The sequence below is a fragment of the Jannaschia sp. R86511 genome, assembly GCF_042466345.1.
Taxonomy (GTDB): Bacteria; Actinomycetota; Actinomycetes; order Actinomycetales; family JBBAYJ01; genus Aquipuribacter.
Genome location: NZ_JAXHCD010000001.1, coordinates 4578545 through 4592116, shown reverse-complemented (window position 1 = coordinate 4592116; position 13572 = coordinate 4578545). Strand labels below are relative to the sequence as shown.

Here is a 13572-nt window from a genome sequence, read left to right as displayed (position 1 = left end):
TCGTCCACCTCAAGCGCCGCGGTGCCAACGCCGATGTCCTGGCCATGACCACGGAGGCGCTGGGCCGTGCCCGCGTCGGGGCGCTGCTGCGTCGGCCCGTCGAGCGCGAGGAGGTGGCGGCCCTGGCCGCGGCCGCGTTCCTGTTGTCCTCGGCGAGTCTCATCTACCTCTCGCTGATGGTGTCGGGGTACATCCGCCCCGGCTGGTCGACGGCCTTCGCCCTCAGCGGGGTCCCGTGCCTGGTCGTCCCGGCGGTCCTCCTGGTGCGCCGGGGCCTGAGCGCCCCCGGCATGGCCGCCGTCGTCCTCTACGGCCACGGGGCCATCGTCCTGTCCGCCTACGCCTCCTCCGACCGCGTCGGAACGACCGCCGGCGCGCTGCTCAGCCTGCCGGTCCTGTTCACGGCGACGTTCCTGCCCCGGCGCTGGCTGCCGGTCCAGGGTCTGCTGGCGGCCGGCTGCGCGTGGGTCGTGGTGGCCCTGGTGCCCGCGCCACCCCTGGTGCTGCTCATCCGAACCAGCGTGCTCGTAGTCGCCTGCATGTGCCCGGCCGTCATCGTCGCCCTGCTTCGCGCCCACCTCGACCGGGCCGTCCTCACCGACCCGCTGACCGGACTGCTGAACCGGCGCGGTCTGGTGGCGGCCGTGCCGGACCTGCTGGCGCGGGCCCGCCGGACCCGTTCGCCGCTGGCTCTGCTCATGGTCGACATCGACCACTTCAAGCAGGTCAACGACCAGCTGGGCCACGTCGTCGGGGACGAGGTCCTGCAGCTGGTGGCCGACACCGTGCGGGCGGTCAGCAGCGGCTCGCTCGTGGTGAGGCTGGGTGGTGAGGAGCTGGCCGTGGTGGTGGTGGGGTCGACGGACGAGGTCCGACGGCTGGCAGAGACGGTCCGGACCCGGGTCGAGCAGGACGCCGCGCGGTGGCAGGTCACGGTGAGCGTCGGCTGGAGCTGGACCTGGCCGGGGGCCGGGGGCGACGACCCGCTGCCGCGGTTGCTGAGCGAGGCCGACGCCAGGATGTACGAGGCCAAGCGGTCCGGCCGCAACCGGGTGGTCGCCCCCGCCGAGGACGCCTAGGAGGAGCCGACGGACACCTGCGGTTCGTGCCGGACGGGGAACGCGACCGACGCCGCGATGAAGCAGCGCCGCGACGCCTCGGCGTGCGCGACCGTGGCCGCCTCGACCATCCCCGGCTGCGTGACGGTGACCCGGGGACGCAGCAGCGCCTCGGTGAACCGCCCACCGCCGGCGGTGTCCTGCACCATCGTGCCGCTCGCGGTGTCGCGGTAGGCCGTCACCACCACGCCGGCCTCGACGCACACGTGCAGGTACGACAGCAGGTGGCACTCGCTCAGCGCGGCCAGCAGCAGCAGCTCGGGGTTCCAGCGCGTCCGGTCCCCCCGGAACGCCCGGTCGGCCGACAGCGCGAGGTCGGGGACCCCGTCGGCCGTCACGTCGACGGATCGGGCGTAGTCGCGGTAGCCGGACGTGCCGGTGCCCGTGTTGCCCGTCCAGACCGCCGTCAGCCCGTAGGCGTGGGAGCGCACCCCGTCAGCCTGCCCCACCGCCGGCCCCGGCGGGGTCGTCCAGGGCCGTCAGCCGCTGGTCGAGGAAGCCCCGCTCGACCGTGTTCTCGGTCAGCAGCAGCGCCTCGGTCCAGGCCTGCCGGGCCTCGTCCGCCCGCCCCAGCCGGTGCAGCAGCTCGGCCCGGGCGGCGGGCAGGTACCCGTAGCCGGCCAGCTGCGGCTCGGTGGCCAGCGCGTCGAGCTCGGCCAGCCCGGCGGCCGGGCCCTCGGCGAACCCCACGGCCGCGGCCCGGTTGAGCCGCACCACGGGTGAGGGCCACACCCGGACGAGCACGTCGTAGAGCGCGAGCACCTCGCGCCAGTCGGTGTCCTGCCAGCGCGGCGCCTCGGCGTGGACGGCGGCGATGGCGGCCTGCAGCGCGTACCGCGACGGTGGCCGCGCCCGCAGCGCCTCACGGACCAGCGCCACGCCCTCGGCGACGGCCGCCCGGTCCCAGCGGGACCGGTCCTGCTCCTGCAGCAGCAGCAGGCGGCCGTCGGGACCGGTGCGGGTCTCGCGGCGGGCGTCGGTCAGCAGCAGCAGCGCGAGCAGACCGGCGACCGCCGGGTCCCGGGGCAGCAGCCGCCGCAGCAGCCGGCACAGCTCGAACGACCGTTCCACCAGGTCGCGGCGCACCAGCTCGTCCCCGGACGGTGCCGTGTGCCCGGTGGTGAACAGGGTGTGCACGACCATGAGCACCGCCTCCACCCGCTCGGGCAGCTCGGCGGCCGCCGGGACCCGGTAGGGGATGCGGGCGAGGGCGATCTTCTTCTTGGCCCGGGTGATCCGGGCCGCCATGGTCGACTCGCCGACCAGGAAGGCCCGGGCCACCTCGGCGGTCGACAGCCCGCACACCAGCCGCAGCGTCAGGGCCACCTGCGCCGGTCGGTCGAGCGCGGGGTGGCAGCAGGTGGCGACCAGGCGCAGCCGGTCGTCCGGGATGACGCCGTCCCGGTCGAGGACCAGGTCCTCCGGGCCGGGCTGCGCGTCGTCCTCGACCAGCAGGGGCAGGTACCTGGCCTCGACCCCGCGGTGCCGGACGGCGTTGAGCGCGCGGCGCCGGGCGGCCGTGGTCAGCCAGGCGCCGGGCCGCGTGGGCACCCCGCTGCGACGCCAGTTGGTGAGCGCGGCGGCGAAGGCGTCCTGCGCGCACTCCTGCGCCAGGTCCAGGTCGCGGGTGACGCGCACCGTCGCGGCGAGCACGAAGGCCCACTCGCGGCGGTGCGCGTCGGCCACGGCCGCCGCGACGGCGGCCGGGTCGGTGCTGCCCATGCCCGGTCGCGGTGGCTCAGCCGTCGAACGACATGACCGGCCGCACCTCGACGCCGCCGAAGCGGGCCGGCACGGTCCGGGCCACGGCCAGGGCCGTGTCGAGATCCGGGGCCTCCACCACGTAGAAGCCGCCCAGGGCCTCCTTGGTCTCCGCGAAGGGGCCGTCGGTCACCTCCGACCCGCCGCGGACGCTGGTCGCCGTCGACGTGGGGTGCAGGGCCTCGCCGCCGACGATGCTGGCGCCGAGCGCCGGCACACCCGACGTGAACACGTCGTGCTCGCGCATGACGTCGGCCATCACGTCGGGCGTCGCGGTCGCGTAGGAGGCCTCGGCCTCGTAGATCAGGATCAGGTACTTCGACATGTTCGCTCCTCGTGGCTGGGGACCCGGCGGTCGGGCCTCTACCCCTCCCGACACCCGAGGACCGGCTCGATCGACATCACGGTAGCGAGCCGGTGGGCTCGGCGGCCCGGCTCGTCGCCGGCCACCAGAGCGGGCCCACGACCAGCAGCAGGACGGCGACGTTGAACCCGGCGTTGGACGGGGTGCCCGAGGCGATCGACCCGAGGCTGTCCAGCACGAACCAGGCCAGCGCCCCGGCCAGCAGCGACCGCCGGACGCCCTCGGGGGCCTGGTCGTACACCCAGGACCGCAGGGCCAGCACCATGACGCCCCAGCCGAGCAGGAACCCCCCGGTCAGCGCGGACAGGAAGCGCGTGGTCCCGGCCGTGAGGTCCTGGGACCCGTCCACGGGCCAGGCCAGCAGGTCCAGGGTCCAGGCCGCAGCTCCCGAGGTGGCCTCGGTGCTGCCCAGGGCGAAGACCGGGCCGAACCCGCCGATGACGAGGGCCGAGACGACGAGCCAGGCCTTGTGCGCGCGGTGCGACCTCATGACTGCCTCCAGGACTGTTTGTAGTGGTCGCTACAAAATAGTCCGGGGAGCCTCGGTGGACAAGGGTGTCCTCAACCGGTGCCGGCCCGCGTGGTGCCGTCCCTCGTGAGCGCGTCCCACGCCGCCGCGCGGGCGTCGGGGCCCAGCAGGCCGCCCACGATGACCAGGCCCTCGACCGTGGCGACGGTGGCCACGGCCTCGCCCGGCCCGGCCGGTCCCATGCGCCCCTCCAGCCACACCACCCAGCCCTGCAGCAGCTGCGGCACCACGGTCGCGAACGGCTCCCGGCCCGCCGCGCCGAGGCCGACGGCCTCGACCAGCAGCCGCAGCACGGGCTGCCGGTCCGGGTCGGTGAACACCGACCGGGACGCCCGCAGCACCTGCGCCCGGGTCAGGCCGTCCGGGCCGGCGGCCGGCAGCGACTGCTCGAGGATGGCCCGCAGCTCGTCGCCCACCCGGGCGAGGACCCCGCCGAGCAGGGCCGTCTTGTCCGCGAAGTAGTAGACGACCATGCGGTCGCTGGTGCCGGCCTCCTGCGCGACCAGCCGGTACGACAGGCCGCCGAGGCCGACGCGTCCCGCGACGGCCACCGCCGCGTCCAGGACCCCGTCCCGGGAGTGCTTGTGCCCCACCGCTCGATGCTAGGACCGTCCGCCCCGGTCCCGGGGCGGGCGGACCGGGCGCCGGCCGTCAGTGGCCCCCCGCCGGCCTGACCGGCCGGACTCCTCCGGCCGCGCCGGCGGCCACGTGGTGACGGCCCAGCGGCAGCATGATCGGCCGTCCCGACGTCGGGTCGGTGACCACCCGGCTGTCCAGGCCGAAGACGGCGCGGACCGTGTCCTCGGTCAGCACCTGCTCCGGCGGGCCGGCCGCGTGCAGCCGGCCGTCGGCCAGCGCGACCAGGTGGTCGGCGTAGCGCGCCGCCATGTTCAGGTCGTGCAGCACCATGACCACGGTTGTGCCGCGGACGTGGTTGAGGTCCGTCAGCAGGTCCAGCACCTCGACCTGGTGGCTGACGTCCAGGAACGTCGTCGGCTCGTCGAGCAGCAGCAGGTCGGTCTGCTGGGCCAGCGCCATGGCGATCCACACCCGCTGCCGCTGCCCGCCGGACAGCTCGTCGACGGGCCGGTCGGCCAGGGCGGCGGTGTCGGTGGCGTCCAGGGCCGCGGCCACGGCGACGTCGTCGGCCTCGCTCCAGCGCGACAGGAACCCCTGGTGCGGGTGGCGGCCCCGGCCGACCAGGTCGGCGACCGTGATGCCGTCCGGGGCGACGGGGGACTGCGGCAGCAGGCCGAGCGTGCGGGCCAGCTGTCTGGCCGGGGTGCGGTGCACCTCGCGCCCGTCCAGCACGACCCGGCCGTGGCGCGGGGCCAGCAGCCGCGACATGGAGCGCAGCAGGGTGGACTTGCCGCAGGCGTTGGCCCCGACCACGGCGGTGACCTTGCCCGGCAGCAGCGTCAGGTCCAGGCCCTGGATGACCGTGCGGTCGCCGTAGCCCAGGGTCAGGTCCTGCACGGAGAGGGTGTGGGTGGACGTCACAGGGAGCCTCCGGCGCGGTTGGTGCGGACGATCAGGTAGACGAGGTACGGGGCGCCGAGCACCCCGGTGACGACCCCGACGGGGTAGCGGGCGCCGAGCAGGAACTGCCCCGCGAAGTCACCCAGCAGGACGAGCACGGCGCCCACGAGCGCGGCCGGCACGAGCAGCGAGGCGCCCGGTCCGACCAGGCGGGCGGCGATCGGCCCGGCCAGGAACGCGACGAACGCGACCGGGCCCGCGGCGGCGGTCGCGAAGCAGATCAGGCCCACCGCGGCGACGATCAGCAGCAGCCGGTTGCGCTCGACCCGCACGCCCAGGGCCGAGGCGGTGTCGTCGCCGAGCCGGGTCGCAGCCAGGTCGCGCGACTGCGCAAGCAGCAGCGGACCCAGGACCGCGAGCGCGACCAGCACGGGGACGACCTGCTCCCAGCGGGCGCCGTTCAGGCTGCCCGTCAGCCAGCGCATCGCCACCTGCAGGTCCCACTCGGCCGCCTGCGACAGCACGTAGGCGGTGAGGCTGTCGAGCATGGCCGCGACGCCGATGCCGACCAGGATCAGCCGGGTCCCGGCCACGCCGCCCCGCGACGACAGGGCGTACACCAGCAGCGCGACGGCCAGGCCGGCCCCGATGGCGACCACGGACACCGCCGTCGGGCCGAGCCGCAGCACGACGATCGCGAACGCCGCGGCCGCGCTGGCGCCGGAGCTGATCCCGATGACGTCGGGGCTGGCCAGCGGGTTGCGCAGCATGGTCTGGAACGTCACGCCGGCCAGGCCGAAGCACAGCCCCGCCGCGACGGCGAGCACCGCCCGCGGCAGCCGCAGCGTGCCCACGGTGAACGACGCCCCCGGCACGTCCTGGCCGAGCAGCACCCGCAGCACCTCGGCGGGCGGGTACGTGGTCTGGCCGAGCACCAGCGTGACGCAGAACCCGACGACCACGACGCCCGCCAGGACGGCGACCACCACCCGGCGGCGGGCCGAGCGGCGGGCGCGCCCGCGCCGGACGGCCTCGACGGTGGCCGGGGCCGCACCGCGCTCCCCGGTGCCGGCCAGCGCGGTCACAGCTCGCGCAGCTTCCGCCGGCGGACCAGGTAGATGAAGAACGGCGCCCCGACCAGCGCGGTGATGATGCCGACGTCGACCTCGGCCGGCCGGGCCACGACCCGGCCCAGCACGTCCGCGGCGGTGAGCAGGGCGGCGCCCACCAGCGCGGAGAACGGCAGCAGCCAGCGGTGGTCCACGCCGACCAGCAGGCGGCAGGCGTGCGGCACGACCAGCCCGACGAACCCGATGGGACCGGTGACGGCGACGGACGCACCGCACAGCACGACGGCCCCGACGGCGGCCGTCCCCCGCGTCAGCGCGACGTTCTCGCCCAGCCCGGCGGCCAGGTCGTCGCCCAGGGCCAGGGAGTTCAGCCCACGCGCCGACAGCAGGCACACGACGACACCGACCAGCAGGAACGGCAGCACCTGCCGGATGCTCGCGTAGGTCCCGCCGCCGACCCCGCCCACCAGCCAGGACCGGACCCCGCCCGCGATGTCGTTGCGCGGCAGCACGACGGCGCTGACCAGCGACGACAACGCCGCGGACGTCGTCGCCCCGGCCAGCGCCAGCTTGAGGGGCGTGGCCCCGCCGCGGCCCAGGGACCCCACGACGTAGACGAGGACGGCGGTCACCCCGGCGCTGACGATCGCGACCCAGACCACGGTGGCCGCGGTGGCCATCCCGAAGAAGGCCAGCCCGACCACGACGCCGAGGGACGCGCCGGTGCTGACACCCAGGATGCCGGGGTCGGCCAGCGGGTTGCGGGTGACGCCCTGCATCACGGCGCCGGACACGCCCAGCGCGGCCCCCACCAGCAGGGCCAGCAGGGTGCGGGGTATCCGCTTGGCCACCGCGGCCTCCGCGAAGCCGTCGGTCGACCCGCCCAGCGCGGCGACCACGTCGGCCCAGGCGACGTCGCGGGAGCCCACCAGCACCGAAGCGAGCGCGACGCCGACCGTCACGAGCAGGACCACGACCAGCCACAGGGCGAGCACGCGCCGGGGGCGCCGTAGCGCGGCGGCGCCCCCGGTGGTCGGTGCCTCGACGGCGGTGGTGGAGCTCATCCGGTGGTCGGTCACTCGGCCTTGTCGACCGCGTCCGCCAGCAGCTGCACGTAGTCGTCCAGCACCCACGAGATGGCCAGGGGGGTCGGGTTGGCCGCGGTGCCGAGCGGGTCGCTGCCCGGCAGGCTGACCACCGCGCCGCTGGCCACGGCCGGCATCTGCGCCAGCAGGGGGTCGCCCTCGAGCGCCGGCACCAGCTCCTCGCCGCCGTAGGTGACTATCACCTCCACGTCGGAGAACGCGTCGGCCTGCTCGGCGCTCTGGCTCAGCGAGAACGCCTCGGTGGTCTCGGACGCGGTGGCGATGCTGTCCGGCATCGTCATGCCCAGGTCCTCGAAGAACATGGTGCGCGTGTCGTGCGTGGTGTAGAAGCTGACCTCGCTCAGGTCGGTGGTGTCCACGTGGGTCAGGAACGCCACCGCGGCCCCCTCGATCTGCGGGTGAGCCGCGACGGCCTCGTCGATCTCGGCCTCGATGCCCGCGATCAGCTCCTCGCCCTCGGCGGCCATGCCGATGGCCTCGCTGTTGAGCTGGATCATCTCGCGCCACGGCGTGCCCCAGGCGGTCTCGGGGTAGGCGACCACGGGAGCGATCTGGCTCAGGGTGTCGTAGTCCTCCTGCGTCAGGCCGGAGTAGGCGGCCAGGATCACGTCGGGATCCGTGTCGGCGACGCCCTCGAAGTCGATGCCGTCGGTCTCGTCGAACAGCACCGGCGTCTGCGCGCCCAGGTCGGTGAGGGCCTCGTCGACCCAGGGAAGGACGCCGTCGCCGTCGTCGTCGCCGAAGTTGGCGGCGGCCATGCCGACCGGGACGACACCCAGCGCCAGCGGGACCTCGTGGTTGGCCCAGTTGACGGTGGCGACGCGCTCGGGACGCTCGTCGATCGTGGTCGTGCCCAGGGCGTGCTCGATGGTCACCGGCGCCCACTCCCCGGCCGCAGCGGAACCGGTCGCGGCGGTGTCGGTGTCGGTGGCGGCTTCTGTGGCGCCGGCGGCTGCGGGGCTCGCGGCGGCCGCGGGGCTCGCGGCGTCCGAGCCCGTGGCCGTGGACGAGCCGCACGCCGCGAGGCCGGTGGCCAGCAGCGCCGCGGTGGACAGGACGAGCAGACGTGGTGCGGGGGACATGGTGTCCTCTCGGGGAGCCGGGGCCGCCGCGGTTCGATCCCACGGGCGGGACGGATGTCAGTTAGGCGTGCCTAACCAAACTAGGGGCCCAGTTCGTCGGGGCGCAAGCGTGCCCGGGCGACACCGGCTGTCGCGGAACGAACAGCCGGGGCGGGTCTCAGGCGCGGAGCTGGCCCGGGTCAGGCCGGTGACCCGGCGGAAGGCCGTGCCGAAGGAGGTCCAGCACGGCCTCGGTGGCGGCCCGCGAGGCCTTCACCAGGCCGGGCTCGCCGAGGCGGTCCAGCAGCAGCCGCAGCAGGGGGGTGACCTCGCCCCCGACCGGGCGGGACGAGATGGACGGCACCCTCTCCACGTCGAGCTGCACCGCCCGGTGCCAGGTGCCCGCCGGCTGCCCGCGCCGGATCCCGCCCGACGCCATGTGCCGTTGCGTCGGATAGACCGACGCCGTGTGCCGTTGCGTCGCAACCCGACCGACGCCGTGTGCCGTTGCGTCGGAACGAGACCGGGGCGCGCGGGAACCGGGCGCGGTCCTGGCTCGTCGTACCGGGGGACGGTCGCGGGGTTGTTACCGTGATCACCGGTCGGGGCGCGGACGGCCCGGCCAGCGACCAGCACGAGCAGCCTCCCGGAGGTCCCGGCGAGGCAGGGATACGGCGGTGAGATGAGCACGATCGCGCGCGGACGGCACGTCCGTGACCCGCGGCACCCCGTCGTGACCGTGCTGGTCCGTGGGGTCGCCACGGGTCTGGCCGCGGTGCTCGTCGTCGGGGTGACCGCCGGGGCCGTGCTGATGCGCCAGCTCGACGGCAACATCCAGGCCGCGGACGTGACCGACCTGATCGGCGAGAACCGCCCCACGCCGGTGGCCGAGGCCGAGAAGGCCCTGAACATCCTCGTCATGGGCGCCGACCGCGCGGGTCAGGAGACCGACGAGCTGGGCCAGGGCGCGCAGGACCGGCGGGCCGACACCACGATCCTGCTGCACCTGGCGGCCGACCGCAGCCGGGCCAACCTGGTGAGCATCCCCCGCGACTCGATGGTCACCCGGCCGGACTGCGACCTGGCCGACGGCACCACGTCGCCGGGCGGGCTGGTGCAGTTCAACTCGGCGTTCGCGACCGGCGGCGCCGCCTGCACCATCGCCACCGTCGAGGCCGTCACCGACGTCCGCATCAACCACTACGTGGTCGTGGATTACGACGGCTTCATGGCCATCGTCGACGCCGTGGGTGGGGTCAGGGTCTGCCTGCCGGAGGCCGTGGAGGACTCGAAGTCGGGGCTGGCGCTGCCGGCCGGTGAGCAGGTCGTGGCCGGTGAGCAGGCCCTGGCCTACGTCCGGCTCCGCAACGTCGGTGACGGCTCCGACCTCGGCCGCATCGAGCGCCAGCAGGCGTTCCTGTCCTCCATGATCCAGGAGGTCACCAGCACCGGGCTGCTGACCCGCCCCGACCGGCTCATCGGGGTGCTGGACGCCGGCACCAAGTCCCTGACCACCGACCCGGAGCTCGCCAGCGTGACGGAGCTGGCCGGCATCGCCCGGTCGGTGCAGGCGCTGCCGCCGGAGGACGTGTCGTTCCTGACCATCCCCAACGAGCCCTGGCCCGAGGACGAGAACCGCGTGGTCTGGACCCCCGACGCCGACCTGGTGTGGGAGGCCCTCCGCAACGACACGCCGCTGCCCGGCGAGGAGGAGCCCGAGCCCGAGCCGAGCCCGGCCGCGACCAGCGCCGCCCCGGAGGAGCCGCTCACGGTCTCGCCCGACGAGTTCGTGGTCGACGTGGTCAACGCCGGCGCTCCCGGCGGCTGGGCCACCGACACCGCCACCGACCTGCGCACGCAGGGCTTCCAGGTCGGTGCCGTCCTGAACGGCGAGGAGGACGTCGACGGCATCCGCGTCCTCGTGCCGACCGGCCAGGACGAGGCCGCCCGCACCGTCGCCGCGGCGTTCCCCGACGCCGAGCTGGTCCGCGACGGCGACGTCGCCACCATCACCGTGCAGCTGGGTGACGGGGCCGGCTTCGTGCAGGAGGTCGAGAACCGGCTGGGCACCGTGCCGCTGCCCGAGCGGACCCTGCCCGAGGCCCCGACCCCCAGCATCGAGGTGCGGGCCGCCGACGAGGACATCTGCGGCTGACGCCGGTGGGGGCACCCCTCCGCACCCGTTAGGCTGCTCCCCGAGGAGGCGTCGCCTAGTGGCCTATGGCGCCCGCCTGCTAAGCGGGTTGAGGGTATAAGCCCTCTCGCGGGTTCAAATCCCGCCGCCTCCGCACCGAAGGTCCGGCCCGGTCCCCGTCACGGGGGCCGGGCCGGACCCTGTTCGCCGGGACCTCGTCCCGGCAGGACGCAGGACGGCTTAGTCGAGCTCCGTCGGCAGCGTCGGGTCGCGGTGGTGGGCCAGGCAGCGGCGCAGCTGCCGCTCGTTCACCCGCCCGAGCGACAGCGGCGGCAGGTCGTCCAGGTCGAACCAGCCGACGTCCAGGGTCTCCAGCGCGTCCGGTTCGCCCAGCTCGACCACCCGGCACAGGACGAACAGCTTGACCACCGCCACGGGCAGCGGCGGGACGTTGCCCTGCCGGTCGCGGTCCCAGCAGGCCACCAGCTTGACGACCTCGCCCACCGCGCCGGCCTCCTCGCGCAGCTCGCGCAGGACCGCGTCGGTGGGGCTGTCACCGGGGTCGGCCCAGCCGCCGGGCAGCGACCACAACCCGTCGACGCGCTCACGCATCAGCAGCACCCGCTCGTCGGTGTCGAAGCAGGCCGCGCGGACGTCCACCTTGGGGGTGGCGTACCCGCTGTCCCGGCCGAGCTCGACCGCCAGGTCGTCGGCGTCGCGGCCCGACACGGCGGCCAGCAGCTCGGCCGCGAGCCCGCCCATCGCGCGGTACCGGTCGGTGTCGTAGTCGCTGACGGCGAAGGTCAGGCCGTCCTGGGCCAGCGCCGCCAGCCGGACGGCCGCGCGGCGCACCCGCTCGCCCGGCGGTACCGCGTCGGTCACGTCGGTCACTGCAGCAGCCGCAGGAACGTCTCGGCCACGGGGACCGCGACCCGGCTGCCGGAGCCGCCGTCCTCCACCAGCACCGCGAAGGCTACGTCGCCCTGGAACCCGATCACCCAGGCGTGCGTGCCCGGCGGGACCTCGGTGCCGTACTCGGCGGTGCCCGTCTTGGCGTGGACCGGGTCACCGGGCACGTCGGCCAGGGCCGAGGCGGTGCCGTCGGTGACCACGGCGCGCATCAGCTCGCGCACGGTCGCGGCCCGCTCGGCGTCCAGGGCCGGGGGCTCGGCGGCGGGCTGGGGGGCCGGCTCGAGCACCAGCCGCGGTGCCGTCCAGGTGCCGTCGGCGAACGAGGCCGCCACCTGCGCCATGGCCATCGGGCTGGCCAGGACGCGACCCTGGCCAATGCTGGCCGCGGCCAGGTCGACGGCGGACTCCTCGTCCGGCACGTCGCCGGTGGCCACGGGCGTCCCGACGGACCACTCGCCCCCCAGCCCGACGGTCGCGGCCGCCGCGCCCAGGTCGCCCGGCTGCAGCCGGTCCGAGAGCCCGACGAACGCGGTGTTGCAGGAGCGGGCGAAGTCGGTCGAGAACGGCACGTCGCCCAGCTGGCTGTCCTCGACGTTGCCGAAGGCGCGGCCCTGCACGGTGGCGGTCTGCGGGCAGGGGACCACCTCGTCGGGGGTCAGACCGGTGCCCAGCAGGGCGAGCGTGCTCACCGACTTGAACGTCGAGCCCGGCGGGTAGGTGCCGGTCAGGGCCCGGTCGGTACCGGTGGCGGGGGTGTTGGCCACGGCGAGGACGTCACCGCTGGGCACGTCGAGCGCGACCAGCGCGGCGTTGCCGTTGCCGTCGCTCACGCTGCTCAGCGCCTGGTCGGCGGCGACCTGGACGTCCTCGTCCAGGGTCAGGGCGAGGTCGGCCCCGGCGGTCGGCTCGGCGGTGAACAGCCCGGTCGTCTGCTCGCCGACCACGGCGACGACCGTGAACCCGGCCTGCCCGGCCAGGTGCTCGTCGTAGCGGCGCTGCAGGCCCGACAGGCCCACGACGTCACCGGGCAGCACCCGGCCCTCGCTCGCCTCGACGATCTCGGCCGTGGCCTGCCCGCTGCGGCCCAGGGTGGCGCGGGCGAACTCCGTCGTCGGGGCCAGCGGCAGGGTGCCCTCCTGGAACACGACGCCCTCCTGGGTCCGGACGTCGTCCCGGACCCGGTCGTAGGCCTCTCGGCGCAGCGTGATGACCGGCACGAACTCGTCCTCGCCGGCCGCCTGCACCCGCTCGGCCAGCCCGGCCCCGTCGACGCCGAGCACGTCGGCCAGCGTCGCGGTGAGGTCGCCGAGGTCGGCCACCCGCGACGGCTGGATCCCGATGTCGACGACGGCGCGCTCCTCGACCAGGGGCTCGCCGTCGCGACCCAGGACGGTGCCGCGCTCGGCGGTCTCGCGCTCGGCGGCCAGCACCGCGTCGTCGGTCAGGCCGGGAGCGACCTGGGCCGCGGTGAACGTCGTGGCCCACTGCCCGCCCGAGGTGTCGAACGCGCCCCGCACGCTGCCCGCGTCGGTGTTCCCCATCTGCCGGGCCTCGACCGTGGTGTCGTAGGCCCACCCGAACGGCCAGGTGACGGTCAGCGTCGCCGTGGCGGTGTCGTCGGTCCGGACGACCTCGACGACCTCGACCGAGGTCGGCCAGACGGGCCGCGGCTCGTCGGAGTCCTCGGCCGGGGCCTCGACCTCGTCCTCCGACCCACCCGACTCGCCCGGCCCGGCGGACGCGGACGCCTCACCCGTCGGCTCGCTCGCCCCGCCCGCGCGTGCGGCCTCGTCCTGCGACCCCACCACCTCGGTCAGCCCGGTGGTCAGGGCGGTGTAGTCGACCTCGTCGCCGAGCCCGGCCAGGTCCTGGCCCTGCCAGGCCCGAGCCAGCCCCCCCAGGGCCTGCCGGGCCGCGGCGTCCCGGTTGTCCTCCCGCTGGCCGGGCACGACCGCGACCGCGTACGCCGCCACCGCCCCGCCCGCCAGGATCACGACCACGCCGACGACCCACCACACCCAGCCCCGAGACCCCATCA

At 75.3% G+C, this 13572-nt stretch carries 14 protein-coding genes and 1 tRNA gene; 3 read left to right on the top strand and 12 right to left on the bottom strand.

Features of this window, described 5'->3' with window-relative positions; all coding sequences use genetic code 11:
- The first annotated feature begins 44 nt into the window (after positions 1 to 44).
- Complete coding sequence (locus SJY06_RS21555) at positions 45 to 1079, top strand: diguanylate cyclase (RefSeq protein ID WP_380169583.1); 1035 nt, start codon at positions 45 to 47, stop codon at positions 1077 to 1079.
- Here the strand turns inward: SJY06_RS21555 and SJY06_RS21550 are convergent.
- The 10 genes from SJY06_RS21550 to SJY06_RS21505 all read right to left on the bottom strand — a co-directional run bounded on the left by SJY06_RS21550 (position 1076) and on the right by SJY06_RS21505 (position 8927).
- On the bottom strand, positions 1076 to 1549 hold the full coding sequence (locus SJY06_RS21550; protein WP_380169582.1) for an OsmC family protein: 474 nt from the start codon (positions 1547 to 1549) through the stop codon (positions 1076 to 1078). The two genes, SJY06_RS21555 and SJY06_RS21550, sit on opposite strands and share 4 nt — an antisense overlap.
- A 4-nt stretch (positions 1550 to 1553) precedes the next feature.
- A complete protein-coding gene (locus SJY06_RS21545) occupies positions 1554 to 2840 on the bottom strand; it encodes an RNA polymerase sigma factor (protein WP_380169581.1) in 1287 nt (428 codons plus the stop codon).
- A gap of 16 nt (positions 2841 to 2856) precedes the next feature.
- Positions 2857 to 3204, bottom strand: coding sequence for a YciI family protein (locus SJY06_RS21540; protein WP_380169580.1), 348 nt, complete (start codon positions 3202 to 3204; stop codon positions 2857 to 2859).
- 76 nt (positions 3205 to 3280) lie between these two features.
- A complete protein-coding gene (locus SJY06_RS21535) occupies positions 3281 to 3733 on the bottom strand; it encodes a hypothetical protein (protein WP_380169579.1) in 453 nt (150 codons plus the stop codon).
- A gap of 71 nt (positions 3734 to 3804) precedes the next feature.
- A complete protein-coding gene (locus SJY06_RS21530; protein WP_380169578.1) occupies positions 3805 to 4365 on the bottom strand; it encodes a TetR/AcrR family transcriptional regulator in 561 nt (186 codons plus the stop codon).
- A 58-nt stretch (positions 4366 to 4423) separates the two neighbouring features.
- Positions 4424 to 5272, bottom strand: coding sequence for an ABC transporter ATP-binding protein (locus tag SJY06_RS21525; RefSeq protein ID WP_380169577.1), 849 nt, complete (start codon positions 5270 to 5272; stop codon positions 4424 to 4426).
- Positions 5269 to 6336 carry a FecCD family ABC transporter permease gene (locus SJY06_RS21520; protein ID WP_380169576.1) on the bottom strand — a complete coding sequence of 356 codons (1068 nt, stop codon included), beginning with the start codon at positions 6334 to 6336 and terminating at the stop codon, positions 5269 to 5271. The genes SJY06_RS21525 and SJY06_RS21520 overlap by 4 nt, the downstream gene beginning before the upstream one ends.
- Complete coding sequence (locus SJY06_RS21515; RefSeq protein WP_380169575.1) at positions 6333 to 7385, bottom strand: FecCD family ABC transporter permease; 1053 nt, start codon at positions 7383 to 7385, stop codon at positions 6333 to 6335. Before SJY06_RS21515 ends, SJY06_RS21520 begins: the two co-directional genes overlap by 4 nt.
- 11 nt (positions 7386 to 7396) lie before the next feature.
- Positions 7397 to 8509, bottom strand: coding sequence for an iron-siderophore ABC transporter substrate-binding protein (locus SJY06_RS21510; RefSeq protein WP_380169574.1), 1113 nt, complete (start codon positions 8507 to 8509; stop codon positions 7397 to 7399).
- A gap of 157 nt (positions 8510 to 8666) precedes the next feature.
- The gene (locus tag SJY06_RS21505; protein ID WP_380169573.1) at positions 8667 to 8927 is read right to left on the bottom strand and encodes a hypothetical protein; all 261 of its coding nucleotides are present in this window, start codon (positions 8925 to 8927) and stop codon (positions 8667 to 8669) included.
- A gap of 243 nt (positions 8928 to 9170) precedes the next feature.
- Here SJY06_RS21505 and SJY06_RS21500 point away from each other — a divergent pair, with 243 nt between their 5' ends.
- Positions 9171 to 10643, top strand: a complete 1473-nt coding sequence (locus tag SJY06_RS21500) for an LCP family protein (RefSeq protein WP_380169572.1) — start codon at positions 9171 to 9173, stop codon at positions 10641 to 10643.
- Between the two features lie 44 nt (positions 10644 to 10687).
- Positions 10688 to 10776, top strand: a tRNA-Ser gene (locus SJY06_RS21495).
- A gap of 86 nt (positions 10777 to 10862) precedes the next feature.
- Here the strand turns inward: SJY06_RS21495 and SJY06_RS21490 are convergent.
- Together SJY06_RS21490 and SJY06_RS21485 are read right to left on the bottom strand one after the other, a co-directional pair.
- Positions 10863 to 11513, bottom strand: coding sequence for an NUDIX hydrolase N-terminal domain-containing protein (locus tag SJY06_RS21490; protein WP_380169571.1), 651 nt, complete (start codon positions 11511 to 11513; stop codon positions 10863 to 10865).
- The gene (locus tag SJY06_RS21485) at positions 11510 to 13570 is read right to left on the bottom strand and encodes a penicillin-binding transpeptidase domain-containing protein (protein ID WP_380169744.1); all 2061 of its coding nucleotides are present in this window, start codon (positions 13568 to 13570) and stop codon (positions 11510 to 11512) included. Before SJY06_RS21485 ends, SJY06_RS21490 begins: the two co-directional genes overlap by 4 nt.
- Between the last annotated feature and the right edge of the window lie 2 nt (positions 13571 to 13572).

What these genes read in the sequence shown, in the direction of transcription:
- SJY06_RS21535 (WP_380169579.1), bottom strand. Translation starts at nt 3,733, where the DNA reads ATGAGGTCGCACCGCGCGCACAAGGCCTGGCTCGTCGTCTCGGCCCTC.
- SJY06_RS21510 (WP_380169574.1), bottom strand. Translation starts at nt 8,509, where the DNA reads ATGTCCCCCGCACCACGTCTGCTCGTCCTGTCCACCGCGGCGCTGCTG.
- SJY06_RS21500 (WP_380169572.1), top strand. Translation starts at nt 9,171, where the DNA reads ATGAGCACGATCGCGCGCGGACGGCACGTCCGTGACCCGCGGCACCCC.
- SJY06_RS21555 (WP_380169583.1), top strand. Translation starts at nt 45, where the DNA reads ATGACCACGGAGGCGCTGGGCCGTGCCCGCGTCGGGGCGCTGCTGCGT.
- SJY06_RS21545 (WP_380169581.1), bottom strand. Translation starts at nt 2,840, where the DNA reads ATGGGCAGCACCGACCCGGCCGCCGTCGCGGCGGCCGTGGCCGACGCG.
- SJY06_RS21515 (WP_380169575.1), bottom strand. Translation starts at nt 7,385, where the DNA reads ATGAGCTCCACCACCGCCGTCGAGGCACCGACCACCGGGGGCGCCGCC.
- SJY06_RS21485 (WP_380169744.1), bottom strand. Translation starts at nt 13,570, where the DNA reads ATGGGGTCTCGGGGCTGGGTGTGGTGGGTCGTCGGCGTGGTCGTGATC.
- SJY06_RS21540 (WP_380169580.1), bottom strand. Translation starts at nt 3,204, where the DNA reads ATGTCGAAGTACCTGATCCTGATCTACGAGGCCGAGGCCTCCTACGCG.
- SJY06_RS21505 (WP_380169573.1), bottom strand. Translation starts at nt 8,927, where the DNA reads ATGGCGTCGGGCGGGATCCGGCGCGGGCAGCCGGCGGGCACCTGGCAC.